Source organism: Streptomyces sp. NP160 (genome assembly GCF_006335115.1).
Taxonomy (GTDB): Bacteria; Actinomycetota; Actinomycetes; order Actinomycetales; family Quadrisphaeraceae; genus Quadrisphaera.
Genome location: NZ_VDMJ01000009.1, coordinates 147497 through 171425, shown reverse-complemented (window position 1 = coordinate 171425; position 23929 = coordinate 147497). Strand labels below are relative to the sequence as shown.

General features: G+C 75.3%; 26 protein-coding genes and 2 pseudogenes. 18 read left to right on the top strand and 10 right to left on the bottom strand.

Annotated elements, in window-relative coordinates; genetic code table 11:
- Window positions 1–251: 251 nt before the first annotated feature.
- The 3 genes from FHN55_RS07070 to FHN55_RS07060 all read left to right on the top strand — a co-directional run bounded on the left by FHN55_RS07070 (window position 252) and on the right by FHN55_RS07060 (window position 1970).
- Entirely contained in the window at window positions 252–665 is a 414-nt protein-coding gene (locus FHN55_RS07070; RefSeq protein ID WP_139711541.1) for a RidA family protein, read from the top strand.
- Window positions 666–813: 148 nt separating this feature from the next.
- Complete coding sequence (locus FHN55_RS07065; RefSeq protein ID WP_139711540.1) at window positions 814–1173, top strand: hypothetical protein; 360 nt, start codon at window positions 814–816, stop codon at window positions 1171–1173.
- Window positions 1174–1178: 5 nt separating this feature from the next.
- Complete coding sequence (locus FHN55_RS07060; protein WP_139711539.1) at window positions 1179–1970, top strand: nitroreductase family protein; 792 nt, start codon at window positions 1179–1181, stop codon at window positions 1968–1970.
- A 12-nt stretch (window positions 1971–1982) separates the two neighbouring features.
- Here FHN55_RS07060 and FHN55_RS07055 read toward each other — a convergent pair whose 3' ends face one another.
- Both FHN55_RS07055 and FHN55_RS07050 read right to left on the bottom strand, forming a co-directional pair.
- The gene (locus FHN55_RS07055; RefSeq protein ID WP_139711538.1) at window positions 1983–2804 is read right to left on the bottom strand and encodes an endonuclease/exonuclease/phosphatase family protein; all 822 of its coding nucleotides are present in this window, start codon (window positions 2802–2804) and stop codon (window positions 1983–1985) included.
- A gap of 3 nt (window positions 2805–2807) precedes the next feature.
- Window positions 2808–3746, bottom strand: coding sequence for a phosphotransferase (locus FHN55_RS07050; RefSeq protein ID WP_218974417.1), 939 nt, complete (start codon window positions 3744–3746; stop codon window positions 2808–2810).
- A gap of 89 nt (window positions 3747–3835) precedes the next feature.
- Here FHN55_RS07050 and FHN55_RS07045 point away from each other — a divergent pair, with 89 nt between their 5' ends.
- Entirely contained in the window at window positions 3836–4192 is a 357-nt protein-coding gene (locus tag FHN55_RS07045) for a DUF3140 domain-containing protein (RefSeq protein WP_139711537.1), read from the top strand.
- A gap of 23 nt (window positions 4193–4215) precedes the next feature.
- Complete coding sequence (gene nudC, locus FHN55_RS07040) at window positions 4216–5178, top strand: NAD(+) diphosphatase (RefSeq protein ID WP_139711536.1); 963 nt, start codon at window positions 4216–4218, stop codon at window positions 5176–5178.
- Window positions 5179–5282: 104 nt separating this feature from the next.
- On the opposite strand, the gene FHN55_RS07035 is transcribed toward nudC, so the two are convergent.
- Both FHN55_RS07035 and FHN55_RS07030 read right to left on the bottom strand, forming a co-directional pair.
- On the bottom strand, window positions 5283–5825 hold the full coding sequence (locus tag FHN55_RS07035) for a uridine kinase (protein WP_257570752.1): 543 nt from the start codon (window positions 5823–5825) through the stop codon (window positions 5283–5285).
- Window positions 5826–5905: 80 nt separating this feature from the next.
- The gene (locus FHN55_RS07030) at window positions 5906–6166 is read right to left on the bottom strand and encodes a mycoredoxin (protein ID WP_139711535.1); all 261 of its coding nucleotides are present in this window, start codon (window positions 6164–6166) and stop codon (window positions 5906–5908) included.
- A gap of 100 nt (window positions 6167–6266) precedes the next feature.
- Between FHN55_RS07030 and add the strand changes: the two genes are divergently transcribed.
- Together add and FHN55_RS07020 are read left to right on the top strand one after the other, a co-directional pair.
- Window positions 6267–7331, top strand: coding sequence for an adenosine deaminase (gene add / locus FHN55_RS07025; protein ID WP_139711534.1), 1065 nt, complete (start codon window positions 6267–6269; stop codon window positions 7329–7331).
- A gap of 63 nt (window positions 7332–7394) precedes the next feature.
- Entirely contained in the window at window positions 7395–7691 is a 297-nt protein-coding gene (locus FHN55_RS07020) for a hypothetical protein (RefSeq protein ID WP_139711533.1), read from the top strand.
- Here FHN55_RS07020 and FHN55_RS07015 read toward each other — a convergent pair.
- Window positions 7681–8352 carry a nucleoside/nucleotide kinase family protein gene (locus FHN55_RS07015; RefSeq protein WP_139711532.1) on the bottom strand — a complete coding sequence of 224 codons (672 nt, stop codon included), beginning with the start codon at window positions 8350–8352 and terminating at the stop codon, window positions 7681–7683. The genes FHN55_RS07020 and FHN55_RS07015 overlap by 11 nt on opposite strands.
- Window positions 8353–8374: 22 nt before the next feature.
- On the opposite strand from FHN55_RS07015, the gene FHN55_RS07010 reads away from it, so the two are divergent.
- Complete coding sequence (locus FHN55_RS07010) at window positions 8375–10519, top strand: ATP-dependent DNA helicase UvrD2 (RefSeq protein WP_139711531.1); 2145 nt, start codon at window positions 8375–8377, stop codon at window positions 10517–10519.
- Window positions 10520–10647: 128 nt separating this feature from the next.
- Here FHN55_RS07010 and FHN55_RS23600 read toward each other — a convergent pair.
- A pseudogene (locus FHN55_RS23600) lies at window positions 10648–11634 on the bottom strand (MFS transporter); the annotation flags it as partial.
- Between the two features lie 295 nt (window positions 11635–11929).
- Between FHN55_RS23600 and FHN55_RS07000 the strand changes: the two are divergent.
- From FHN55_RS07000 to FHN55_RS06985, 4 genes are all read left to right on the top strand, one after another.
- Complete coding sequence (locus tag FHN55_RS07000) at window positions 11930–12208, top strand: hypothetical protein (protein ID WP_139711530.1); 279 nt, start codon at window positions 11930–11932, stop codon at window positions 12206–12208.
- Window positions 12209–12325: 117 nt separating this feature from the next.
- Window positions 12326–12583 (top strand): WhiB family transcriptional regulator, encoded by a 258-nt coding sequence (locus tag FHN55_RS06995; RefSeq protein ID WP_139711529.1) that lies wholly within the window; start codon window positions 12326–12328, stop codon window positions 12581–12583.
- 41 nt (window positions 12584–12624) lie between these two features.
- Window positions 12625–12822: a hypothetical protein gene (locus tag FHN55_RS06990; RefSeq protein ID WP_139711528.1), complete on the top strand. Its 198-nt coding sequence runs from the start codon at window positions 12625–12627 to the stop codon at window positions 12820–12822.
- Window positions 12823–12922: 100 nt separating this feature from the next.
- Window positions 12923–13630: an AIM24 family protein gene (locus FHN55_RS06985; protein ID WP_139711527.1), complete on the top strand. Its 708-nt coding sequence runs from the start codon at window positions 12923–12925 to the stop codon at window positions 13628–13630.
- Window positions 13631–13680: 50 nt separating this feature from the next.
- Here FHN55_RS06985 and FHN55_RS06980 read toward each other — a convergent pair whose 3' ends face one another.
- Window positions 13681–14613, bottom strand: coding sequence for an NAD(P)-dependent oxidoreductase (locus FHN55_RS06980; protein ID WP_139711526.1), 933 nt, complete (start codon window positions 14611–14613; stop codon window positions 13681–13683).
- A 34-nt stretch (window positions 14614–14647) separates the two neighbouring features.
- On the opposite strand from FHN55_RS06980, the gene prfB reads away from it, so the two are divergent.
- The 4 genes and pseudogenes from prfB (at window position 14648) to FHN55_RS06960 (ending at window position 18896) form a co-directional block, all read left to right on the top strand.
- Complete coding sequence (gene prfB, locus FHN55_RS06975; RefSeq protein WP_139711525.1) at window positions 14648–15787, top strand: peptide chain release factor 2; 1140 nt, start codon at window positions 14648–14650, stop codon at window positions 15785–15787.
- Between the two features lie 123 nt (window positions 15788–15910).
- Window positions 15911–16588: pseudogene (gene ftsE / locus FHN55_RS06970) on the top strand (cell division ATP-binding protein FtsE); the annotation flags it as partial.
- Window positions 16589–16677: 89 nt separating this feature from the next.
- Complete coding sequence (gene ftsX / locus FHN55_RS06965; protein WP_139711523.1) at window positions 16678–17592, top strand: permease-like cell division protein FtsX; 915 nt, start codon at window positions 16678–16680, stop codon at window positions 17590–17592.
- Between the two features lie 8 nt (window positions 17593–17600).
- On the top strand, window positions 17601–18896 hold the full coding sequence (locus FHN55_RS06960) for a M23 family metallopeptidase (RefSeq protein WP_139711522.1): 1296 nt from the start codon (window positions 17601–17603) through the stop codon (window positions 18894–18896).
- A 150-nt stretch (window positions 18897–19046) separates the two neighbouring features.
- Here the strand turns inward: FHN55_RS06960 and FHN55_RS06955 are convergent, their stop codons facing one another.
- Window positions 19047–19502, bottom strand: coding sequence for a DUF2000 family protein (locus tag FHN55_RS06955; RefSeq protein WP_139711521.1), 456 nt, complete (start codon window positions 19500–19502; stop codon window positions 19047–19049).
- A gap of 49 nt (window positions 19503–19551) precedes the next feature.
- Here FHN55_RS06955 and FHN55_RS06950 point away from each other — a divergent pair, with 49 nt between their 5' ends.
- Together FHN55_RS06950 and FHN55_RS06945 are read left to right on the top strand one after the other, a co-directional pair.
- Window positions 19552–20361, top strand: a complete 810-nt coding sequence (locus tag FHN55_RS06950; protein WP_257570751.1) for an AraC family transcriptional regulator — start codon at window positions 19552–19554, stop codon at window positions 20359–20361.
- A 347-nt stretch (window positions 20362–20708) separates the two neighbouring features.
- Window positions 20709–21614, top strand: coding sequence for a DUF4253 domain-containing protein (locus FHN55_RS06945; protein WP_139711517.1), 906 nt, complete (start codon window positions 20709–20711; stop codon window positions 21612–21614).
- Between the two features lie 297 nt (window positions 21615–21911).
- Here FHN55_RS06945 and FHN55_RS06940 read toward each other — a convergent pair whose 3' ends face one another.
- Together FHN55_RS06940 and FHN55_RS06935 are read right to left on the bottom strand one after the other, a co-directional pair.
- Window positions 21912–22175: a hypothetical protein gene (locus tag FHN55_RS06940; protein WP_139711515.1), complete on the bottom strand. Its 264-nt coding sequence runs from the start codon at window positions 22173–22175 to the stop codon at window positions 21912–21914.
- Between the two features lie 317 nt (window positions 22176–22492).
- Window positions 22493–23551: a GGDEF domain-containing protein gene (locus FHN55_RS06935; RefSeq protein WP_139711514.1), complete on the bottom strand. Its 1059-nt coding sequence runs from the start codon at window positions 23549–23551 to the stop codon at window positions 22493–22495.
- Window positions 23552–23929 lie beyond the last annotated feature (378 nt).

Below are 23929 nucleotides of genomic sequence, written 5' to 3'. Positions count from 1 at the left end.
GGTGCCCACCTCCGCCGCTTCCTCGACGCCGCTGGCGTCGTCCTCGGCGGTGCGCCGCCTGGTGCTGGGGCTGCTGGTCGTGGTGGTCGACCGTCCGGTGAGCTCCTCACCACGGTGCGGGTCCTTGTGGTCCTGTGGCGCCCGCGGACGCTGCAGCTGCTGGTGGCCCCCGCGGACACCGTCGTCCGCACCCGGTGGCCGACGTCAGAACCCGGTGGCGTGGTGGGTCGCGCCGCTGCGAGGGTGCGCGCATGACCTCCCCCTTCGGACCTGTGCGGCTGCTCCGCAGCGGGCAGCTCACGCCGTCCGTGCCGTACGCCTACGCCGCCGCCACCGACCGTCCCGGGCGCCTGCTGTTCACCGCCGGTGCGTGCCCCCTGGACGAGGAGTGCCGCGTCGTGGCTCCGGGCGACCACGTCGCGCAGGCCGAGCAGGTGCTCGCCAACCTCCGCACCGTGCTGCGCGAGGCGGGCACCGACCTCACCGACGTCGTCAAGACCACCGTCTACGTGGCCTCGGACCGGCGGGAGGTGCTGGGTGAGGTGTGGGACGTGGTCGCTCGCACCTTCGGTGAGCACGACGCCCCCAGCACGCTCCTCGGCGTCGCTGCGCTCGGGTGGCCCGACCAGCTGGTGGAGGTCGAGGCCGTCGCCGTCCTGCCCTGAGCGTCCGACCAGCGCGAGGGCGCTCCCTGCAGCCTCGACGCCGTGCTGTCCTGACGCGGGCGCCCCCCGTGCCACGTGGAGGGCCGGGCGGCGCGCCGCTGCGCACGCTGCGGGGGCTGCTCCCAGGCACCTGACCTAGCGTGAGCCGGTGACACCGACCGGCCTGCGGGCCGTCCCCGCCGCCCTGGCCGGCGCAGCAGCTGCGAGCTGGGCCGCGAACTGCGCCGTCGGTGTGGCGGCGTGGCGCGGGCGCCGGGGGAGCCGCTGGCCGCACCACGCCCTGTACGCCTCCACCTGTGCGTGGACGCTGCTCGCGCTGGCCGCCTCTGCCCTCGACCGCCGCAGCCGGACGACCACGCCGCTGCTGGCGGCCGCGCTCCTGCCGCTCGTCGTCGTCCCCCGGGTCCGGGCGGGCGGGCGCGGTCATGTGGCGCTCGCGGCGTCGCTGGCACCGCCGCTGCTGGGCGCCACCGCTGCCGCGTGGGCCGCGGCGCGGGCGGGGGAGTAGCCGACGTGGACCTCCTCGACGCGATCCGCCGCCGGCGCACCACCAACGGTCCCTTCCTGCCCGACCCCGTCAGCCCGGAGCACCAGCGACTGCTCGTGGAGGTGGCCGGGCGCGCGCCGAGCCAGCTCAACAGCCAGCCGTGGCGGTTCGTGCTCGTCGAGGACCGCTCCACCATCGAGCAGGTCGCCGCGATCAGCGGCGAGAGCATGACCACGGCGATGTCGAACGGCACCTTCTTCGAGCGCTACAAGCGGTACTTCCGCTTCAGCGCGCAGGAGATGGCCGAGCAGCGCAGCGGCATGCTGTTCGACAGGCTGCCCGCACCGCTGCGCCCCTTCACCGGGCAGGTGTTCACGCGCCGCGGGCAGAAGCTCATGAACGCGCTCCGCGTGCCGCAGACGCTGGGGGAGGAGAACCGCAAGCTCGTCGCGGGCTCGCCGCTGCTGCTGGCGGCGCTGCTCGACAGGGCCGAGCACCGGCCCGGGGAGCTGTCGGCGTTCTACTCGCTGTTCTCCCTGGGCGCCGCGGTGGAGAACATCTGGCTCACCACGGTCGAGCTGGGGCTGGGCATCCAGTTCGTCTCCTTCCCCATGGAGGTCCCGGGGGCGTGGGAGCGCATCGAGGCGCTCCTGGAGGTCCCGGACCACCTGGACCTCATGGCCGTCTACCGGATCGGGCACGTGCCGCCGGAGCAGCGTCGCCCGGCCATCGACTGGTCGAGCAGCGAGCGCCGCGCGCCGTCGCAGTACGTGTACCGCGAGACGTGCGCGACGCCGCAGACCGGCTGGGACGACTAGGGCGGAGCCTGCTCAGGCGGGCTCGACGTCGACCACGAGCGCGCGGTGGTCGCCCACCGACAGCTCCTGCGCCCGCCCGGTCGCGCTGACGGGTGCGCCGAGCGAGACGACGTGGTCCAGCTGCAAGCGGGGCGCGGCCCCGGGGAACGTCGGGGTGCGCACGAGCGTGGGCGCCCCCGCGGCCAGGCGCACCAGCGGCGCGGGCAGGTTGAGGTCCCCCGCGAGCAGCACGGGGCGCGTGGCGCCGCCGGGCCCGGCGGGAGCGAGCCCGCGTAGCCAGCCGGACAGCCGCCGCAGCTGCCGCAGGGCCGTCGGCGGCGCGAAGGACAGGTGCGTGGCCGCGACCACGGTGCCGTCGGCGAGCACCGCGGCGAGGGCTGCACGCGGCTCGTCGGGGAACAGCAGCACACCCGTGCGCCCGCTGGCGGGGTCGGGGACGACGAGCGGCAGCCGGCCCCGTCCGGTGCCGAGGTCCAGGGCGTGCCAGGCGGTCACGGGCTGGCGGACCAGCAGCGCGACCCCGAAGGTCGGTCGGCGCAGCCCGGTGCCGCCACCGTCCTCCCCGCCGTTCCCGGCGGGGCCGCGCAGGGAGCCCGCCACGGGCGCCCAGTCGCGTCGCAGCCCGGGCGTGCCCGCGAGCGTCGGCGCCATCCGCCAGTGCTCCAGCCCCAGCGCTGCGGCGGCCTCGGCGGCCTGGTCGAGGCCTCCGGAGCGGTCCTGGGCGTCGTCGACCTCGGACAGGGCGAGCACGTCGCAGCCAGCCAGTGGCGCCAGCCCGGAGCGCAGGGGCGCGGAGCCCCGGCCGGAGGCGAGGTTGAGCGCAGCGACCCGCACGTCTCAGACCCCCAGCTCGTCGCCGTCGTCGAGGGAGGCGTCGAGGTCCTCGAGCATGGCGGTGGCGTCGTCGAGCACGTCGTCGTCCTCCAGGGCCGCGCCGTGCAGCAGGTAGCGCGCCAGCGCCATCTCGCCGGACAGCCGGGCGCGGGCGGCCAGCGCCGGGTCGACGGGCTCGTGGCGGGCGGCGGCGTGCTCGGCGAGCACCGCGTCCAGGGCCTCGGTGGGCGCAGCGGCGGCGAGCCAGCCGAGGTCGTCGGCGGGGTCGCCCACGCTGAGCGAGCCCCACCCGGTGGTGCCCGTGACCGCGAAACCGTCGGTGAGGACGCGCGTGCCGTCGAGGTCGCCGTGGACGACGACGGGGGAGAAGCGCCACCAGCGCACCTCCTCCAACCCCTGCTCCCAGCGCGCGAGCAGCCGCGTGGGGACCCGCCCGGTGGAGGCGGCGCGGTCCAGCTCGGACAGGCGGCGGCCCCGCACCTCCGAGGCGCTCCACACCGGGAGGCCCGCGTCGTCCACCGCAGCGGCGGGCAGGGCGTGCACCACCGCCAGCGCCCGGGCCAGCGACGTGGTCAGCGCGCCCGGCTGGAGCGCGGCGACGTCCACCTCCTGACCGGGCACCCACGTGGTCACGACGGCGCGGCCGCCCTCGGGCAGGGCCGTCCAGCCGGCCACCGCGGGGACGGCGAAGGGCAGCCGCACCCCCAGGGCCGGCTCCGCCAGGCGCGCGAGGAGGCCGAGGGCGGCGGCCTCCCGCTCGAGGTCGGCCCCGGCCGCGGGGCTGCGGGGGACGCTGATGACGTGTCGGACGCCGCTGTCGTCCTCGACGAGCGCGAGGTCGAGGTCGGCGCCGTGGTCGTCGAGCAGCTGCACGCGCGTCGGCTCAGCACCGGGGAGCGCTGCGCTGGCGAGCGCGGCCATGAGGTACGGGTCGCGGCGCACGGGACAACGCTAGGGCCGCCGCCCGGGCGGCGGTGCCCGCGCAGGCCGGCCGTCCGGTTTCACCGACCTGGCCGCGGGTAGCCAGGAGCATGGCGAACAGCACCGGGACCCCGGACACCGACGACGTCGACGCGCTGTGGGCTGCGTTCCACGGGGCGGTCAACATGACCAGCCGCGAGCTCGAGGACTGGCTGCGCACCGACGCGGCCGGCACCGAGACCGAGGCGACGCCCGACGAGGCGGGCCGCCCCGCCGGCCAGCAGGTGGTGCACGTGCTGGGCAAGCGCAAGGGCGACCTCACCCCCGACGACCTCGTCCTGATGCAGCGGGTGGTGACCACCGTGCGCGCCGAGACCGACCCCGAGGCGGAGCCGCAGGCGGGGGACGCCTCCTGGCGCCACCACCTGATGTCGATCGGCCACGACCCCCTCAAGCCGCCGTCCTGAGCCGGCCTGCCTACGGTGGCGCTGTGGCCCCCGCACCCCTGCCCGACCTGTCCCTGTCGCGCTCGGCGTCCGACCGCCAGGGCGCCCGCCGCGGCGACGACGGCCTGCTCGAGGCGCTCTGGAAGGACGACGCCACGCGCGTGCTGCGCGTCCACGACGGACGCACCCCCGTGGCCCGCGACGACGACGGCGAGGGCGGCCAGCGCGGCGGCGGGCCCCGGCTGGCGCTCGTGCCGCCGTCCCACGTTCCGAGCGGCGCCCCCCACGGCGTCCGCGTCCTCCTCGGCACCGGGCCCGACGGCACCTGGTACGTCGCCGAGGAGGTCGCCGACCCGTCGCTGGACCCGGGCGGCGGCGACGACTGGGCCGACCTGCGCACGCTCGGAGCGGAGCTGGACGCCCTCGAGGCGGGCCTGCTCACCCAGGCGGTGGCGGTGCTGCGCTGGCACGCGGTCCACCCCCGCTGCCCGCGCTGCGGCGCCCCCACCGCCGTGGAGGAGGCCGGCTGGGTGCGCAGGTGCACCGCCGACGGCAGCCAGCACTTCCCGCGCACCGACCCTGCGGTGATCATGTCGGTGGTCGACGCCGACGACCGGCTGCTGCTCGGCCACAACGACATGTGGCCCGCCAAGCGCTACTCCACGCTCGCCGGCTTCGTGGAGCCCGGTGAGTCCCTCGAGGCCGCCGTGCGCCGCGAGGTGCTGGAGGAGGTCGGCATCGAGGTCGGCGACGTCGACTACCTCGGCAACCAGCCCTGGCCCTTCCCCGCCTCGCTCATGCTCGGCTTCCGCGGCACCGCGGTGAGCACGCAGGTGCTCACCGACGACGTCGAGATCACCGACGCCCGCTGGTTCACCCGCGAGGAGCTGGCCGCCGCGGTCCGGGACGGCGACGTGCTCCTGCCGCCGCCGGTCTCCATCGCCCGCCGGATCATCGAGCAGTGGTACGGCGGCCCGCTGGAGGACGCCGGCGGCGTCTGGCGCTGACCGCGCCACGGGCTCACCGCCGACCGCAGCCAGGCGCCCGGTTGCGGTCCGCAGGGGGGCCGGAACCGCAACGAGGCGCTCGGCTGCGGTCCAGCGCTGCGAGGTCAGGGGTGCACGAGCGCGGGGTGGCGCGGGTCCTCACAGCGCACCACGAGGTCAGCGCGCGCGGCGGGGTCGGTCTCCTCGAGGTAGCGCGCCCACGCGCCGACCACGCGGTCGGCGTCCTCGGCGGGCAGGCGGCGGCGCTGGGCGGCCGACGAGGTCTGCAGGTGGACGACGGCGTCGAGGGCGCCGGACATCTCCCAGCGCAGCAGGAACGGTCCGGTCAGCACGAGGACGGCCCCGGGCGGCGCCTCTCGGCGGGGCTGGCGGGTGGCGCGGTCGCGCTCGGCGTCCCACAGGGCCGGCAGCCACGTGCCGGCACCGCCGGGCCCCAGCGGGTCGAGAACTTCGCGCAGCAGCGCGTAGGTGTCGTACCAGCCCTCGTAGCCGGCGTCGGGGTCGGACGGGCCGTGCTCCAGGCGCAGCGAGCGCGGGCGCAGGTAGTCCTCGGCGTCCACCCTCAGTGCCGCGCGCCCCTCGTCCTCGAGGGCGCTCACCACCGCGTCGGCCAGGACGGCGGCGTCGCCGGGCACCGCGGCGTCCACGCCGAGGCGCCGGCCGGGGGAGCGCTCGAGCGCCGCCAGGGCCCGCTGCGCGAGCCCGGCGGCGTCGAGCGGCTCGACCCTCAGGAGAGCTTGGCCTTCACCTCGGCGAGGGAGGGGTTGGTGGCCGACGAGCCGTCCGGGAACACGACCGTCGGGACGGTCTGGTTGCCCCCGTTGACGCTCTGCACGTACTCGGCGGCGCCGGGGACCTCCTCGATGTTCACCTCGTTCCAGGTGATGCCCTCGCGCTGCAGGCCCTTCTTGAGGATCTTGCAGTAGCCGCACCACGTGGTCGTGTACATGGTGATGGTCCCCTGCTCGGGCAGCGTGGGCGCAGACATCGGTCTCCTCGGGTCGGTCGTCGGGGCTTCCGCAGGGGGTCAACACCTGACCTCGCCGTCGTCATCCCACGGGCGGCCCGGGCTGTGGTGGGGTGCGCGGATGGCCGCCCCGCGCACCGACCGGACCCTCGACCCCGCTCTCGCCGCACTCGTCGCCGACCTGCCCGCGTGCGAGCTCCACGTCCACCTGGAGGGCACGCTGGAGCCCGAGCTGCTGCTGGAGCTGGCCGCCCGCAACGGCGTGGAGCTGTCGACGACGACGGTCGAGGAGGTCCGCGTCACGCACGTCTTCGACTCCCTGGCGTCCTTCCTCGCCGTCTACTACCCGGCCATGGAGGTGCTGCGCACCCGGCGCGACTTCTCCGACCTCGCCACCGCCTACCTCACCCGCGCCGCGGCGCAGAACGTCCGCCGCGCCGAGGTCTTCTTCGACCCGCAGGCCCACACGAGCCGCGGCGTGCCGTTCGAGGTGGTGGTCGAGGGCCTGCTGGACGCCGTGGAGCGGGCGCCGCACGAGCTGGGGGTCGACGCCGAGCTCGTCATGTGCTTCCTGCGCGACCACCCCGTGGCCAGCGCCGAGGAGACGCTGACCGCCTCGCTGCCCTACGCCGACCGGATCATCGGCGTCGGGCTCGACTCCGACGAGCGCAACCACCCGCCCGCCGACTTCGCCGCCGTCTTCGCCCGCGCCCGGGAGGCCGGCTACCAGCTCACGATGCACTGCGACATCGACCAGGAGGGGACCCTCGAGCACCTGCGGCAGGTCATCGAGGACGTCCAGGTCGACAGGATCGACCACGGCAGCAACGTCGTCGACGCCCCGGAGCTCCTCGCCGTGGCTGTCGAGAGGGGGCTCGGCTTCACCGCCTGCCCGCTGTCCAACGGGTTCGTCACCGAGCAGATGAAGGCGCCGGAGATCGTCGCGCTGCTGCGCGCCGGGGCGAAGGTCTGCGTCAACGGCGACGACCCGGCCTACTTCGGCGGCTACCTCAAGGAGAACCTCGCGGCGCTGGCGGCGGCGGCCGACCTGTCCGCCGCCGACGTGGTGCAGCTCGCGCGGAACGGCTTCGAGGCCAGCTGGGCCAGCCCGGAGCGCATCGCCGAGCACCTCGCCGAGGTGGACGCGGTGGCCGCTGCCCACGGAGTCGCAGCGCCTCGTCCGTGACGCTCCCTGGTCACAACGGACACAAGCGAGACGCGAAGCCGCGAGCGCACCACCATCGCCCGCGTGGCGACGGTGCTGCTGCTCCGGTGCCAGGTCTCCCCAGACGACCTGGCCACGGCGGCGCGCGCCCTCGAACAAGCGGGGCTGCGCGTCGAGCGCGCCGTCGTCCACCCCGAGCCCGTCCTCACGGCCGTCACGCCGGTCAGCCCCGAGCGCGCGGTGCTGAGCGCCTGGGCCGACGCCCTCGACGCGGCCGCGACCGAGCTGGGCGCGGCAGGGGTCGTGGGGCACCTCGCCCTGGCCGGCGTGCAGCAGCGCCACCTCGACGTCCGCGCCGGCGCCGCCGCCCTCAGTCGCTGAGCCCCACCACGAGGTCGGCGCGCTGCGCCGTCGCGGCGACGACGACGGCGTTGGCCTGGTCCGGGCCGTGCGACCACGCCAGCGCCGCCTCGGGCGCCCTGCCGAAGGCCTCGTGCCGCGCCACCAGGCGCGCCAGGCGCAGGTCGTCGTCGGGTGCGAGGAACCACACCTCGTCGAGCAGCTCGCGCACCGGTGCCCACGGCCCGTCGAGCAGCAGGTAGTTGCCCTCCGTGACCACCAGGGCGGTCTCGCGGGCCACGGGGACGGCGCTGCCCACCGGCTCCTCGATCTCGCGGCGGAACTCCGGGGCGTGCACCACGTCCTCGTCGCGCGCCCGCAGCCGGCGCAGCAGCGCCACGTAGCCGCCGGCGTCGAAGGTGTCGGGGGCGCCCTTGCGGTCCGCCCGGCCCCAGCGCTCCAGGGTCGCCTGGGCCAGGTGGAAGCCGTCCATGCCGACCAGCGCAGCGCCGCCGTCCAGCTCGGGGGAGAGCGCCTCCACCAGCCGCGCGGCCAGCGTGGACTTGCCGGCGCCCGGCGCCCCGACCACCCCCAGCAGCACGCGCCGCCCGTCGGCTGCGGCCACGAGGGCGCGGGCGCGCTGGACGAGCGCGTCCGTCGTCGTCGAGGTCGCCTGTGGACGGTGGGACCGCGGTGTCGGCACGGTCAGCCATCATGGCCGGGTCATGTCCACGTCCATCACCGCGGCCACCCACGCGACCCTCGCCGACGCCGTCCTCGCCTCGCTCGACCCGGAGCAGCGGGCGGTGGCCTCCGCGCTGCGCGGACCCGTGTGCGTGCTGGCCGGGGCGGGCACCGGCAAGACCCGCGCCATCACCCACCGCATCGCGCACGGGGTGCACGCCGGCGTCTACGACCCGCGCAGCGTGCTCGCCCTCACCTTCACGTCCCGGGCCGCGGGGGAGATGCGCTCGCGCCTGCGCGACCTCGGCGTGCCGGCGGTGCAGGCGCGCACCTTCCACGCCGCAGCCCTGCGGCAGCTGCAGTACTTCTGGCCCACGGCGGTCGGCGGCCCGCTGCCGGTGCTCGTGGAGCACAAGGCGCGGCTCGTGGCCGAGGCCGCGAGCCGGCTGCGCCTGTCGGTGGACCGCACGGCCGTGCGCGACCTGTCCGCCGAGGTCGAGTGGGCCAAGGTCGCGCTGCTCACCCCCGAGGCCTACCCGGCGGCGGTCGCGCGCTCCGGCCGCACCCCGCCGGCGGGCCTCGACCCCGGCGCGATGAGCCGGGTCATGCAGTCCTACGAGGACGTCAAGACCGACCGCGGCGCCATGGACTTCGAGGACGTGCTGCTGCTGACGTGCGGCATCCTCGCCGAGCGCGGCGACGTCGCCGAGAGCGTGCGCCGCCAGTACCGCCACTTCACCGTCGACGAGTACCAGGACGTCTCCCCGCTGCAGCAGCGCCTGCTCGACCTGTGGCTCGGCGGCCGCGAGGACGTCTGCGTGGTCGGCGACGCCAGCCAGACCATCTACTCCTTCGCCGGCGCCACCCCGGCGCACCTGCTGGAGTTCCCGAAGCGCCACCCCGGCGCCTCCGTCATCCGGCTGGTGCGCGACTACCGCTCCACCCCGCAGGTGGTGGCGCTGGCCAACCGCCTGCTCGACCGGGCCCCCGCGGCGGCGGTGAGGGCCCGGGTGGAGCTGGTCGCGCAGCGCCCGGCCGGCCCCGACCCCACCTTCACCGAGTACGACGACGACGTCGCCGAGGCGGCCGGCGTGGCCGCCGCGGTGCGCCGGCGCATCGACGCGGGCACTCCGCCGGCGGAGATCGCGGTGCTGTTCCGGACCAACGGCCAGTCCGAGCCCCTGGAGGCGGCGCTGACCGACGCCGGCGTCGGGTACCAGCTGCGCGGCGGGGAGAAGTTCTTCTTCCGCGCCGAGGTCCGCCAGGCCGTGCTGCTGCTGCGCGGCGCCGCCCGCTCCGACGACGGCAGCCGCCCCCTCGGCGAGGCCGTCCGCGACGTGCTGGCCAGCGCCGGCTGGACCGCCGAGCCGCCCACCGCGGCCGGCGCCGCCCGCGAGCGGTGGGCCTCGCTGCAGGCGCTCGCGGCGCTCGCCGACGACGTCGCCGCGGCGCGGCCCGGTGCCCGCGTGGCCGACCTCGTCACCGAGGTCGACGAGCGCTCCGCGGCGCAGCACGCCCCCACGGTCCAGGGCGTCACGCTGGCCTCCTTCCACGCCGCGAAGGGCCTCGAGTGGGACGCGGTGTGGCTGGTCGGCGTCAGCGAGGGCCTGCTGCCGATCAGCTTCTCCGCCGACGACCCCGACAAGGTCGAGGAGGAGCGCCGGCTGCTGTACGTGGGCATCACCCGCGCCCGCGAGCACCTGGCCGTGTCGTGGGGTCGGGCCCGCACCCCCGGCGGACGGGCCAGCCGCACGCCGTCCCGCTTCCTCGACGGGCTGCGCCCCGTCGACCCCGCCGAGCGCGAGCGGCGCCGGGGCGGCGGTGGCGGTGCCGGCGGCGGTGGTGGGCGCTCGAAGAAGGGCCCCGGCCTGGCGCGGGTCTGCCGGTCCTGCGGCCTCGCGCTCAACACCCCGGCGGAGCGGAAGGTGGGCCGGTGCGAGAGCTGCCCGCCCACCTACGACGAGGGCGTCTTCGACGCGCTGCGCACCTGGCGCTCGGCCACCGCGTCGGAGGCGAAGGTGCCCGCCTACGTGGTCTTCACCGACGCGACGCTGGTGGCCATCGCCGAGACGACGCCCTCGGACACCGCCGGCCTGGCCCGCATCCCCGGGGTCGGCCCGGCCAAGCTCGAGCGGTACGGCGAGGCCGTGCTCGGCGTGCTGGGCGACGCCGTCTCCAGCGGCTGAGCCTCCGGCAGCAGGACCACCGGTGGCCGCAGCGCCACCCACGCCCCGACGGCGCAGAGGCCGAAGAGCAGCACAGCGCCCGGCAGGCCCCACAGGGCCCACGCCCCGAACAGCGCCAGGCTGCCCAGCTGGCTCACCACACCGGCCACCGAGGTCACCGTGGCCCGCGCGTCGCCGACCACGTGCTCCTGGAGGCGTGCGTCCGCCACCACGAGCACCGCTCGGTAGGCGCCGTACCCGAGCGCGACCAGGGCGGTGCCTGCGGCCCGGTGCGCGAGGTCCGCGGCCTCCAGGCCGGCTGCTGCGAGGAGGAGCCACAGCCCCAGCGCCAGGGGCCGTGCGCCGGCCAGCCGGTCGCCGAGCGCGGCGCCCAGCGCCCCGGCCATCGGGATGACGAGGACGACGATCGGGTTCACCGCGTCCGGCACGCCCCAGGCGCGCGCCAGCAGCGGGGTGTACTCGTCGACGGCGTCCAGGCCCGTCAGCAGGCCCACCACGAGCACCACCCCCGCCAGGCGCCGGTGGTGCAGCAGCACACCGAGTCCCTGGCGCAGGGCGCCAGGCGCTGCAGCGGTCTCCCCGAGGTCGGCGTCCTCCGGCGGTCCGGCGGCGCTGCGCGGCGGTTCGCGCACGAGGGCTGCGACGCCGGCCGCGAGCACGCAGGAGGCCGCGCTCGCCCAGCCGACGGCGGGGTAGCCGCCCCAGGACGCCAGCGCGACGGCGGCGAGGGTGCCCGGCAGCTGGCCCAGCAGCTGCGCGGCGCGCACCCGCCTGATGACCCGCGCGTAGCGGTGCTCCTCGCCCGCGGCGGCCAGCCCGTCCCACACGAGCGCCTCGAGCGCTCCCACCGACAGCGCCAGCGCCAGCCCCCACAGCACGAAGCCGGCCGTGAAGGCCGCCGGGCCGGGCCAGGCGGTCCACAGGACGTAGCCGGCGGCCTGCAGGACACCCGAGAGCACCAGGGCCGCGCGACGCGAGAACCGGTCGGCGAGGGCTCCGCACGGCACCTGGGCGACCACCGTGGTGACGGCCCACACCGCGAACAGCCCGGAGATCTGGGCCTCGCTGAGCCCGTGGTCGGCGAAGAGCAGCGAGTACAGCGGGTACAGCGGCACGGCCTCCGACAGCACCGCCCACACGAGGGCCAGCCCCACGAGGCGGCGGGCGCGGCGGTGACGCAGGTGGTCGATGATCACCCCGGCAGGTTCCTCGCGGGACCTTGCCGTCCGCTTGCGACGGCGACGGTGCTGGTCAGCCGCTCGCGGGAGTGCTGCGCGGGCCCGTGGGGAGCTGATCGAGGACGAGTTCGGAAAAACCTGTTGTGCGGCTCACACGAGGCCCCCTAGCCTGGTGGACACGCGATCAGCACCCCCCGCAACGGGCGGTGCGCGGACGAAGGAGGTGTGCGCGATGTCGGGTCTCATGGATCACCAGTTCGGGGTGACGTCCTTCGACCTCCGCGTGCCCACCACCGGTGGGTTCCGGGGCACCGCTGTGCCCGCGTCCGCCCGCACCGGCGCCGACGGCCCCGGCAAGGGGGCCCTCGTCGGCCTCCTCGGTGGCGAGCGCCTCGGCGCCGGCTACGGCCACGCGCTGCGCCAGCGTCCCGACGCCGTGGGCAGCGCCCTCATCTCGAACCCGCCCGTCTCGGGGCTCCTCCCTGTCCGCCGGCAGGTGCTGACCAGCTAGGTCCGCTCCTCTCCCGGCGACAGGCCGCGGATCCCCGACCCAGGGGACCGCGGCCTTCGTGCTGCCAGCGGTCTCCTCTCCCGCTCCGCAGCACCGCCACACCGAGAGGAACCCCCCATGTCGTCGCTGCCCTGCCGGGTCAACGACCCGGAGCTCTGGTTCGCCGAGCTCCCGCAGGACGTCGAGGCCGCCAAGGCGCTGTGCACCGGCTGCCCGCTGCGTGCCGAGTGCCTCGACGGCGCCCTGGCCCGCTCCGAGCCCTGGGGCGTCTGGGGCGGCGAGCTGGTCCTGTCCGGAGTCGTCGTGCCCCGCAAGCGGCCCCGCGGCCGCCCCCGCAAGCACCCCCTGCCCGAGCCCGTGGGCGCCGTCGCCTGACCCGGCGGCGGCGCCCGGGGGCCACCCCCGAGGAGCCCGTCGTGCACACCTTCCACCCCGAACAGGTGCTGTCCCAGCACCATCAGCGCAGCGCGGAGCTGCGGTCCCAGGCGTGCTGGTCCCGCCTGGAGGCGTCCCAGCGAGACGCCGCACGCGCCGTGCGGCTCGTCGCGCGGGCGCAGCGGCTGGTCGAGCGCGCCGCCCGGCGCGCCGCGACCCGTCCGGCGCCCGCCGCGTGAAGCCCGCTGACGGGCCCGGCGACCGCTCGGTCGGCCCGTCAGCCGGTCGCGGGCCCCGGAGGCACTGGACCTCCGGGGCCCGGGCTGCCAGGGTTTCCCCGTGCGCAGCAACCTCTTCGACGCCGCCACCGCCGAGAAGCAGACCAGCGAGCGCTGGGTGCTGCAGAACTCCGCGATGCTGCGGGTCTCGCTCAGCCAGGACGTGCTCGCGGCGAAGGGCTCGATGGTCGCCTACCAGGGCGCCGTGCGCTTCGACCACGAGGGCTCGGGCACCATGGCCAAGTTCATCAAGAAGCTCGTGACCAACGAGGACACCCCGTTGATGCGCGTGTCCGGCCAGGGTGAGGTCTTCTTCGCCAACACCGCCGAGCACGTGCACCTGATCCTGCTCGAGGGCGACGGGATCAGCGTGGACGGCAAGAACCTCCTCGCCTTCGACGCGAACCTCGACTGGGACATCCGCCGCGTCCAGGGCGCCGGCCGGCTCTCCGGCGGCATGTGGAACGTGGAGGTCAGCGGCCACGGCGTCGTCGCTCTCACCAGCGACGGTCCGCCGGTGCTGCTCGACTGCTCCCAGCAGCCGACCGGCGTGGACATCCAGGCCGCCGTCGCCTGGTCCAGCCACCTGCGCCCCCAGCTGGTGAACAGCATGAACGTGCGCTCGCTGCTGCGCGGCGGCTCCGGTGAGGCGTTCCAGTACCTCTTCCACGGTCCCGGCTTCGTGCTGGTGCAGCCCAGCGAGGGCCGTCCCGTCGCCGCGCAGGGCGGTCAGCAGCAGGGCGGCTTCCTCAACGACCTTATGAACTGACCCGCCGCCGTCCACGGTCGTCATGCTCCAGGCGGGCCGCAGCGGGCCCGTCAGCGCACGAGGTTCGGCGGGCGCTCCCCGCGCGCGTACGCACTGACCTGCTCCGCCACCTGGGTCCACGCCCGCTCCCCGGCGCCCTCGGTGTTGCCCGCCACGTGCGGCGTGAGCAGCAGGCCGGGCGCGTCCCACAGCGGGTGGTCGGCGGGCAGCGGCTCGGGGTCGGTGACGTCGAGCGCCGCGAGCAGCCGCCCGCTTTGCAGCTCCGCGAGCAGCGCGGAGGTGTCGACCAGCGGTCCGCGCCCGGCGTTGACCACCAGGGCTCCGTCGGGCAGCGCCGCCAGCAGCTCCGCGTCGACCACGTGGCGCGTGGCGTCGGTCAAGGGGAGGACGACGACGAGCACGTCGGTCGAGCCCAGCAGCTCGCGCGCAGCCTCCATGCTCACGACACCGTCGCGTGCCGACCTCGCGGCCACGGTGACCGACGCGCCGAAGGGCAGCAGACGGGCGCGCACGTTCTCGCCCAGGTCGCCCGCACCGAGCACCAGCACCTCCGAGCGCATCAGGGTGCGCGCCTGCCGACCGCCCCACCGGTGCTCCCTCTGCGCCTCGAGGTGCTCCGGGAGCAGCCGCAGCTGCGCCAGCACCGCCGCGACCACCCACTCCGCGGTCGAGCCGCCGTGGGCGCCGCGCGCCGTCGCGATGGAGACGCTCATCGGCAGGTCGCCCCACTGCTCGCTGCCCTGGCCCAGGCTGACGAGCAGCTTCAGGTCCGGGAGCTGCGCCACCTGCGCGAGTGCCGCCTCCACCTCCGCAGCCGACTCGGCCGGGCCCACCACCAGCACCGACGCGCCCCGCGCCTCCGCGGGCACGTCCGCGTCCGGGGCCACGACCACCGCCCTCACACCCGCCGTTGAGAGCGCCGCGACGCCCTCGGCCTCGGGGACGACGACGAGTGGCTGCTGCTCAGCGGTCTGCTCGTTCATGGGCGCATCATCCGCCGTCGTACCCTTGCCGGTCGTGGCAGCCGTCGACCTCCCCGCTGAGATCTCCTCCCTCCGCAGCACCTACCGCGCGGTCCGCGAGGTCAGCGACGTCGACGCCCTCAAGGCCTCGGTCGCCCAGCTGACCGAGCAGGCCTCGGCCTCCGACCTGTGGGACGACGTCGAGAACGCCCAGGCGGTGACGAGCAAGCTGTCGCACGCCCAGTCCGAGCTGGAGCGCATCGAGAAGATGGGCTCGCGCATCGACGACCTCGACACCCTGGTGGAGATGGCCGACGAGGCCGCCGCCGAGGGCGACGCCGAGACGGCCGAGGAGACGCGGGCGGAGGCCGAGAAGGAGCTCAGCAGCATCCGCAAGGCGCTGGGCGAGCTGGAGGTCCGCACGCTGCTGTCCGGCGAGTACGACCAGCGCGAGGCGCTCGTCACCATCCGCGCCGAGGCCGGGGGCGTGGACGCCGCCGACTTCGCCGAGATGCTCCTGCGGATGTACCTGCGCTGGGCCGAGCGCCACGGCCACAAGGCCGAGGTCATGGACACCTCCTACGCCGAGGAGGCGGGCATCAAGTCCGCCACGATGGCCGTCCACGCGCCCTACGCCTACGGCACCCTCTCGGTGGAGCAGGGCACGCACCGGCTGGTGCGCATCAGCCCGTTCGACAACCAGGGCCGCCGGCAGACCTCCTTCGCCGGCGTGGAGGTGCTCCCGGTCACCGAGGAGACCGACCACATCGAGATCCCTGAGAACGACCTGCGCGTCGACGTCTTCAGGTCCTCCGGGCCCGGCGGGCAGTCGGTGAACACCACCGACTCCGCGGTGCGCCTCACGCACATCCCCACGGGCATCGTCGTGTCGTGCCAGAACGAGAAGAGCCAGCTGCAGAACAAGGCGGCGGCGCTGCGCGTGCTCCAGGCGCGCCTGCTGGTCAAGGCGCGTGAGGAGCGCCAGGCCGAGCTCGATGCGCTCAAGGGCGACGACTCCGGCAGCTGGGGCAACCAGATGCGCTCCTACGTGCTGAACCCGTACCAGATGGTCAAGGACCTGCGCACCGAGCACGAGGTCGGCAACCCCGCCTCGGTCTTCGACGGCGAGATCGACGACTTCCTGGAGACCGGCATCCGCTGGCGCCGCCAGCGCGAGCGCGCCTCCGAGAACTGACGGCGGAACTGCCGGAGGGACTGACGCGCCGGAGCGCGACACGCCGGGCGAGATGCCCGGTTCGGGCGCCTGCGCCTGCCTAACCTCGAGGACGCATCCCCGCACCCGAGCTGGCAGGCGACCGTGATCCGCTTCGAGTCCGTCTCCAAGACCTACCCGCGGTCGCGACGTCCGGCGCTGCACCGGGTCAGCCTCGACGTCGAGCGCGGCGAGTTCGTCTTCCTCGTGGGCGCCTCCGGCTCGGGCAAGTCGACGCTGCTGCGGCTGGTGCTGCGCGAGGACGTCGCCACCCGCGGCCACGTCTACGTGGCCGGCCGCGACGTCGCCCGCCTCAACAGCTGGAAGGTGCCGCACCTGCGCCGCCAGATGGGCGTGGTGTTCCAGGACTTCCGCCTGCTGCCGTCCAAGACCGTCTTCGAGAACGTCGCCTTCGCGCTGCAGGTGATCGGCAAGAGCCGCCACCACATCGCGCAGGTGGTGCCCGAGACCCTCGAGCTGGTCGGGCTGGCGGGCAAGGAGCGGCGACTGCCGCACGAGCTCTCCGGTGGTGAGCAGCAGCGCGTGGCCGTGGCCCGCGCCTTCGTCAACCGGCCGGCGATCCTCCTGGCCGACGAGCCCACCGGCAACCTCGACCCGGCCACCAGCGACGGCATCATGAAGCTGCTCGAGCGGATCAACCGCACGGGCACCACCATCGTCATGGCCACCCACGACCACGGCCTGGTCGACGCGAGCAGGAAGCGCGTCGTGGAGCTGGAGGGCGGCGTCGTCGTCCGCGACGAGGTGGCCGGCGGCTACGGCCTGGCCCCGGTCACCGGCATGGTCAGCGCCCAGATGCCCGCGGTCCCGACCGTCCAGCCCGTCCAGACCGGTCCGCAGGGGGTGGCCTGGTGAGGCTGCGCTTCCTGGCCGGCGAGATCCTCACGGGCCTGCGCCGCAACGTGGCCATGACCGTCTCGGTGGTCCTCGTCACCTTCGTCTCGCTCGTCTTCGTCGGTGCCGGCGGCCTGCTGCAGCTGCAGGTCGGGCAGATGAAGGACTACTGGTACGACCGCGTCCAGGTCTCCGTGTTCCTGTGCGCCAAGGACTCCGAGGCGCCCACCTGCACCAGCGGCGAGGTGACGGCCGCGCAGCGGCAGGCCGTGCTGACCGAGCTGCAGTCGCCCACGCTCGCGCCGTACGTCGAGTCGGTGCAGTTCGAGTCGAAGGCGGACGCGTACAAGAGGTTCCAGCAGCAGTTCAAGGGCACCGCCATCGCCGACTCGGCCACCGAGGACCAGCTCAACGAGTCCTACCGGGTCAAGCTCAAGGACCCCACCAAGTACGAGGTCGTCACCCAGTTCTTCGCGGGCACGCCGGGCGTGGAGGAGGTGCAGGACCAGCGCCGCGTCCTCGACCCGTTCTTCACGGTGCTCAACGTGGCCACGGCCGTGGCCGGCGGCTTCGCCGTCGTGATGATCGTCGCGGCGGCGCTGCTCATCGCCACCACCATCCGGCTGTCGGCCTTCAGCCGCCGCCGCGAGACGGGCATCATGCGCCTGGTCGGGGCGTCCAAGCTGCTCATCCAGCTGCCGTTCCTGCTCGAGGGCGTGCTCGCCGCCGTCGTCGGCGCCGGTCTGGCGGTGGGCGCGCTGTACGCCGCCGTGCGCTTCGGGGTGCAGGGCTGGCTGGTCGAGGCGCTGCCGCTGTTCGGCTACGTCGGCACCCACCAGGTGTGGCTGGTGGCGCCGGTGCTCCTGGGCATCGCCGTGCTGCTGGCCGGCACCGCGTCCGTCACCACCCTGTCGCGCTACCTGCGCGTCTGAGCCGTCTCGTGGGGGGATCAGGACGACGACGACGGCTGCCAGCGCTCGCGCTGGCGGTCGCCCTGCTCGTCGGTGCGGCCGGCGCGGCCGGGGTCGGGGAAGGCGCGGCTCCGGCCAGCGCGGACACCGTCGCGCAGCTCAAGGCCAAGCAGCAGCAGCTCAAGGACGCCCTCGCGCAGGCGCAGGAGGGTCTGGCCGACACCGGCGAGCGCGCCGAGCGGGCTGCCGCCGAGCTGGCCGACGTGCAGGCCCGCCAGCCCGCGGCGCAGGCGGCGCTGGAGACCGCGCAGACCGAGGTGCGCACCGCCAAGGACCGCGACGTGGAGCTGGCGGGGCAGCTGGCGGCCGCCGAGGCCGCCGAGCAGGTGGCCGTGCAGGAGCTGGCGCAGGGCGAGTCGGACCTCGCCGAGGCCGAGAAGCGCGTCTCGCGCCTGGTCTCGGCCACCTACCGAGGTGGTGGCGTCGACGCCGGCCTCGCCGCGGCCGTCATGGGCGGCGAGGGCCCCAGCGAGCTGGCCGACCGCCTCGCCCTGGTCGAGGCCGCGACCCGCGTGCAGCAGGGGTCCACCGCCAGGCTCGCGCAGGTCCGCGCCGAGCAGCAGCACCGCGCCGAGCGGCTGGAGGCCGTGCGCCAGCAGATGGCGGAGCTGCGCCAGCAGGCGGCGGACCACCTGGTGGAGACGCAGCGCGCGGAGGCGCAGGCCCAGGCCGCGACCGACGAGCTGGCGGCGCTGGAGGCGACCAAGGAGCAGGCGCTCGCCGACATCGAGGCGCAGAAGCGCGCGTACGAGCAGCAGGTGTCGCAGGCGCAGGCCGAGAGCGACGACATCGCCGCCCAGCTGCGCGCCCGCGCCAGGGCCCGAGGCGGCTCGGGCGGGGGCGGAGGCTCGGCCGCGCCGCAGCGGGGCGTCCTGGGCAACCCGCTGGCGTCCATGACGGTGACCTCGGGCTTCGGCTACCGGATCCACCCCGTCTACCACGTGCGCCGCCTGCACGCCGGGACGGACCTGAGGGCGGCCTGCGGCACGCCGGTGTACGCCGCCGCCGACGGCGAGGTGGTGCGCGCCGGGCCGGGCACGGGCTACGGCAACATCCTGGTCATCGACCACGGCACCATCGGTGGTCGCGACGTCGCCACCGCGTACGCGCACCTGTCGCGCTTCGTGGCGCGGTCGGGGCAGGACGTGAAGAAGGGTGACCTCGTCGCCTACTCGGGCAGCACCGGCGTGGGCACCGCGTGCCACCTGCACTTCGAGGTGCGCGTGGACGGGTCCCCGACGGACGCCATGGCCGGCTGGCTCTGACCGCAGGCGCAGGGCCGGTGCCACCGGCCAGGGGTGCGCCTTCACGGACGGGAGCCTCGACCGGTCAGCAGCGCGGCCATGGCGAGGCGCTGCTCGAGACGGAGCGGCACGTCGTCGGGTGCAGCGCTCCCGCCGGCGCCGGCAGCGGCATCAGGGGTGCAAGCGCGCACCCTTGGTGATGCGGTCCACCGCGTTGCGGGGCCCGCGCACCGCCAGTCCCACGAGGTCGAGGTCGTCGGCAGCCACGGCGGCCACGGCCGCCCGGTTGGCGGCGTCGTGGCCGGTGGAGAAGAGCTCGCGGGTGTAGACCGCCGTCGGGACCTCCCGCCGCGCCGCCTTCGCCCGAGCGGTGGCGAGCTGCTCACCGGTGGCCGTCATCACCAGCACCGGCTGGCGCAGCATCGGCAGGTAGGTGCCGCCGTCCGCGTCGCGGTACGGCTCACCCACCAGGCCCGGCGCGCTGGCCGCGATGCCGCTGGCGAGGAAGGCGGTGACGTTGAGCTCCTGCCAGGGCAGCAGCCCTTCGCGCAGGACGATGACCACCTTGGTGTCGAACACCTCAGGCTCGACGACGACGGGCGCGGGCGCTGCTGGTGCTGTGTCCACCACGCCAGCGTGCAGCCGGGCCGGCGGCGGGGTCTTGTACGTTCCTGACGTGGCCGAGCAGGTCCAGGTGTGGCGCCCGCCGGTGCCCCTCGTCCGCGAGGTGCTGCACGCCCGCTTCGAGACCCACGCCTATCTCGCGCACACGCACGCCGAGTGGACGGTGCTGCTCGTGGACCACGGCGCTGTGACCTACGCCCTGGGTCGCGAGTCGCACCTGGCTGCCCCCGCCTCGGTGACGCTGCTTCCCCCGGGTGTCCCGCACGACGGGCGCTCGGCGATGCGTGGACGCGCCTTTCGCAAGCGGGTCCTGTACGTCGAGGAGAGCTGGTTGCCGTCGTGGGCCGTGGGCGCGGCGGCAGCGCTGCCCACCGCCGCAGGGGAGGCCGCGCTGGCGGCCGCCGCTGAGTTCCACGCGTCCGTGCTCGACTCCCGCGAGGCGCTGAGCGCGGAGGCAGCGCTGCTCCACCTGCGCGAGAGCCTGCTCGGGCACCTCGGCCAGGCGCCCAGCCCGGTCAGCGACGCGCCGCTCGCGCGGCGGCTGCGCGAGATGCTCGAAGACCGGCTGACCGAGACCTTCACGCTGGTCGAGGCGGGCCGGCTGCTGGGGGCCCACCCGAGCCACCTGGTGCGGGTGTTCTCCGGGGCCTACGGCATCCCGCCCCACCGCTACGTGGTGGGCCGCAGGGTCGACCTGGCCCGGCGGATGCTGCTGGGCGGTCACACGCCCACCGAGGCCGCGGCGCTGGCCGGCTTCCACGACCAGGCCCACCTGACAAGGCACTTCCGCCGCACGCTCGGGACGACGCCGGGCACCTTCACCGGGGCCACCCGCCCCCTCACCCGGGCCGGCCAGACCTGACCCGCACGGCCCGCCGTGGGACGAGCTGACCGGTGTCGCCGGGAGGACGCGCAGGCCCGCAGCGAGACCGCGCTCCGGGCACCGTCTCGCTGACGACCGCTGCCCGGGCGAGACGGATCGGACTCCGGGCTGCTTCCTGGACGATCCGCCAACGAGGACCTGCGTCGTCGCGGCGTGTGTCCTCAAGCACCGACAGCGCACGGAGCGGCTGACGGTCGCGCTGGTCCCAGCGGGCGCCTCCGTGCAGCTGGAGCTGCTCGACGGCGCTGACCACAAGTGGCTCAGCGCGCCGTGGAGCGGACGACGGCCTTCCTCGCGGACCACCTGCGCCGCTAGGGTCCGCCGGCGTGCCGTCCTTCGCTGCCCGGCTGCGCGCCGCCCTGACCGGGGTACCCGCCGAGGACATCACCACTGCGCTCTCCCGAGGCGCCGGGGCCGCCCCCGCCGCGGCCGCGGGCGGCGCCGCGCGGGGCCGCCTGGTCGGGCCCGGCGGCGCCAGCGCACCGCCGCCGGACGTCGTGGCGCTCCTGGCCGGGGTGGCGGGCGCGGGGGTACCGGCGACGCGCGACCTCGCGGGCGTCCGGGCGTGGGTGGTCGAGGCTGAGGGCGCCCCTCCGCTTGCGCTGCGCGACGCGCTGGCCACCCGGGCTGCCGAACGGGAGGTGCCGTGGTGGCCCGTCGTCCTCGACGACGCCCTTGACGACGACGCCCTCGGCGACCCGCCCGCGCCCGCAGACGAGCTCGCCGCCACCGCCATCGCCGCCGACGGCCGCGCGTGGCTCGCCGACCGGTGGGAGCTCCTGCGGGCCGACGACGACGAGCGCGACGGCGACGGGCCGCCGTCCCCGGCAGCGGTGGCCTCGGTGCGCGCCGAGCTCGTCGGCGCGTTCGCGCCGCAGCAGGGCGACGATCCCGTCGCCCTGCTGCCCGCGACCGCGGCGTGGCAGGTGCCCGCCGTCCTCGGCTGGGCGCCCGGCGGCGCCGACCTGGCCGCCCTCGACCTCGCGGGCGCGCTGCGGCACTGGGAGGAGCGGTGGGGCGCGGAGGTCGTCGGGCTCCTGGACGAGGACCTCGTGCTGCGCGTGGCCCGCCCGCCCGCCGATCTCGCACTGGCGCGGGAGCTGGCTCGCGAGCTCGTCGCCGCCGCGCCGCTGCTGGCCACGGACGACCTGCCCGGCCCGGTCGCCGCGGCCGCCGATCTGCTGGCGCCGGCGCTCGTCGGCGCCAGCTGGTGGCGCCTCTACTGGTCCTGACGGGCCGGCTGCCGCTGCTCGCGCGCGCGGGCGTCCCTCAGCCACGGGCCGACCAGCCAGCAGCGGGGCCGAGGCGCGTTGCGACGTCGATGAGGATCTACCGGTGCTCCCGGCCCAGAGGTGAGCGGCAGGGTGAACACCGCCTCGCACACGGAGAAGCAACGAGCACCGGTGACCGGGCGCTCCGGGCGCCTCAGCGCTCCTCGGCGACGCGGGCTCCGAGGCGTCTCGGAACGGATCCCTGAGTGCCACAGGGCCGCCGACCCGAGCGCTGACTTCCTCCCGGGGGCGGGGAGTTCAGGACTCCTCGAGATCCACGGGCTCAGACGGGCGCCGGGACCATCCGGTCACGACCAAGAAGGCCCCTCCAGTCACCGCCGCCCATGCGGCTGCGCGCACCCAGCCGTGCTGAACCGCAGAGGTCACCACGTCGACGAGCGGGTCAACGGCGGCGGTGGTGGCGGCCGCCGCAGCGTGCAGGGCGACCCCTACCGCGACCAGGCCCCACCCGATCAGCAGCCAGGTCCATCGCCAGGTCCGGCGCTGCGCAGTGGCGACCATGCTGGGGGAGCCTAGCCATGCACCTGCTGCACACCCTCCCCTGAGGTGTCCAGGCGTCATGTGGTTCTGCGCGCGGAGCGGCGTCGTGGATCGTCCTGGGGTCCTGTCGCTGTCGCTGCGACGGTGACGGCGGCTCGGGCGAGAGCTGACCGGTCACGGCTCGAGACGGACGTGAGCGCCACATCGCCGCGGTGGGACCGGTCAGGTGGGCACTGCCTGGAAGTCGTGTCCGGACGGATCGGCCGTCGAGGGCGCGGGTGTCTCGCTGACCACCCGCCGAGCGGACGCTGTCGGCCGTCGTCCGGGCACGCCGCCCCTCAGCCTGTGACGGGAGCAGAAGCGCTGACCTCGCCGACGGCACGGTCCAGGCTCGCGGTGTGCGCCTGGTCTCGCCCAGCCCGTTTCGCCACGTACAGGGCCCGGTCAGCTGCCCTGTACAGATCCTCGCTGCTGGTGGCGTTGGTGGGGCTGTGCGCACCGCCGACGCTGACCGTCAACGTGATCGGTTCGTGTCCGACCACGCGAAGCGGTGCAGCCCGCACGTTCTGCACCACCGCGGTGGCCAGGGCGGCGACCTGGTCGTACGTAGCACCGGGCACCAGTGCTGCGAGCTCGTCACCACCCAGGCGGCTGACCACGGCGGCGGGGCCGACCGCTGCCGCGAGGACGGCACCGCAGTGCCTGAGGGCCTCGTCGCCGGCGTGGTGGCCGTAGGTGTCGTTGACGACCTTGAAGTGGTCCAGGTCGATGACCAGCAGGCCGTTGCCTCGTGCTGCTGCTGCACCGTGCAGGGCCGCTGACAGGGCCCCGTCGAGGACTCTCCGGGTGACCAGCCCGGTCAGTGAGTCCACTGCTGCCTGGCGGCGCAGCTCAGCGTTGAGGTGGTGGTTGTGGTGAGCTGCGCGCGTCAGCAGAGCCGTGAGCAGTGCCAGCACTCCTGCGAGAGTGGCCCAGGTGGTGACCGCCTGCTGGGGCGGGAGCAGGCGCCCGCAGACGATGAGGGCGCCGGCAGCTGACCACGTGGAAGTGGTCCACGCTCCACGTCGTTCCAGCAGTGCGGCTGCCAGGACGCTCGGAACCAGGAAGACCACCAGCCCGGTCGCGGCAGCGTCCTCTGTCGCCAGGTCGGACAGGGTGATGAGGACGGTGCTGGCCAGCAGGCATCCCGCCCACGCCCACCGTCCTGGGCGCCATCCCCGCGAGGTGGCCACAGCTGCCGCGGCGCACACCACGCTCATCAGCACCGGGACGGCCAGGACCGCCGCCGAAGGATGGTTCCACGGGGCGCTCAGCAAGGGGATGGCGGCGAAGACCAGCAGGGTCGCCCGCAGCCACCGCGTGGCGGTGGTGGGCGTGTAGGGCTGGAACCAGGCCACTCCTCCACGTCGGCACCTGCCGACGCCACCTTGAGACGGATGACTGTCGGCCAGAGCTCGCCACTGGCGGACGGGCGCCGCAGCCCTGGAACCACACTCGCGTGCCGGCCAGCCACTGCTCAACGACCGGATCCCGTGCCGCTGAGCCCCCGTCGTCGTCACGGGGGGTGCGCGAGTCGTGTTCGACCCGTTCGGTGGTCCGTCTCGGACAGGACCGGCGGACGGAGGGCGAGTGGACCGCTGCAGGTTCCGACGGCTCTGCCTCGCCGAGCGGCCCGCAGCCCGTGCGCAGCGCGACTGGCCTCGTCCGTCCACGACCCGGTCTGGTGGTCGGACCTCCTGGGACCAGCCCTGGAACCGCAGCCGTGGCCCTCCACC

Excerpts from the sequence above, each read along its gene's own strand:
- FHN55_RS07070 (WP_139711541.1), top strand. The coding sequence starts at position 252 with ATGACCTCCCCCTTCGGACCTGTGCGGCTGCTCCGCAGCGGGCAGCTC.
- FHN55_RS07030 (WP_139711535.1), bottom strand. The coding sequence starts at position 6,166 with ATGTCTGCGCCCACGCTGCCCGAGCAGGGGACCATCACCATGTACACG.
- FHN55_RS07000 (WP_139711530.1), top strand. The coding sequence starts at position 11,930 with ATGTCGGGTCTCATGGATCACCAGTTCGGGGTGACGTCCTTCGACCTC.
- FHN55_RS06940 (WP_139711515.1), bottom strand. The coding sequence starts at position 22,175 with ATGGTCGCCACTGCGCAGCGCCGGACCTGGCGATGGACCTGGCTGCTG.
- add (WP_139711534.1), top strand. The coding sequence starts at position 6,267 with ATGGCCGCCCCGCGCACCGACCGGACCCTCGACCCCGCTCTCGCCGCA.
- FHN55_RS07045 (WP_139711537.1), top strand. The coding sequence starts at position 3,836 with ATGGCGAACAGCACCGGGACCCCGGACACCGACGACGTCGACGCGCTG.
- FHN55_RS06995 (WP_139711529.1), top strand. The coding sequence starts at position 12,326 with ATGTCGTCGCTGCCCTGCCGGGTCAACGACCCGGAGCTCTGGTTCGCC.
- FHN55_RS07010 (WP_139711531.1), top strand. The coding sequence starts at position 8,375 with ATGTCCACGTCCATCACCGCGGCCACCCACGCGACCCTCGCCGACGCC.
- FHN55_RS06980 (WP_139711526.1), bottom strand. The coding sequence starts at position 14,613 with ATGAACGAGCAGACCGCTGAGCAGCAGCCACTCGTCGTCGTCCCCGAG.